At 46.6% G+C, this 307-nt stretch carries 1 protein-coding gene; it reads left to right on the top strand.

Annotation, left to right across the window (positions count from 1 at the left end):
- The coding region (locus tag DC53_RS22250) for a hypothetical protein (protein ID WP_033032558.1) at positions 1 to 307 on the top strand (307 nt) is incomplete at both ends.

Below are 307 nucleotides of genomic sequence, written 5' to 3'. Positions count from 1 at the left end.
GCGTTATCACAATCGCCGCGCTAGCTGGCTCAACAGCGATCAACAAACAAACCGTAGAAACCCAAAAGCTAATCAAGGCGCAAGAGTTATCAGCAGAAACAGTTGAGTCGATCACTCATGCCTTAAAAGGTACAGGGCTTGGAGCTGAGAATGTTCTCGATCTCGCGGAGGAGATGCGGAATGCCTTCGGGGAGAGTGCTGGGCTAGAAGAGATCACAAAGGTTACTGAAAGCCTTGGGATCATGGGGCTTCAATTCAATGACATCAAAAAACTATCTCCAGAAGACCAGTTTAAAAAGATAACTGA

The organism is Pseudoalteromonas fuliginea, assembly GCF_000690055.1.
Classification (GTDB): domain Bacteria; phylum Pseudomonadota; class Gammaproteobacteria; order Enterobacterales; family Alteromonadaceae; genus Pseudoalteromonas; species Pseudoalteromonas fuliginea.
The sequence above is the reverse complement of the archived record's forward strand: the minus strand, read 5'-3'. Positions and strand labels throughout refer to the sequence as shown.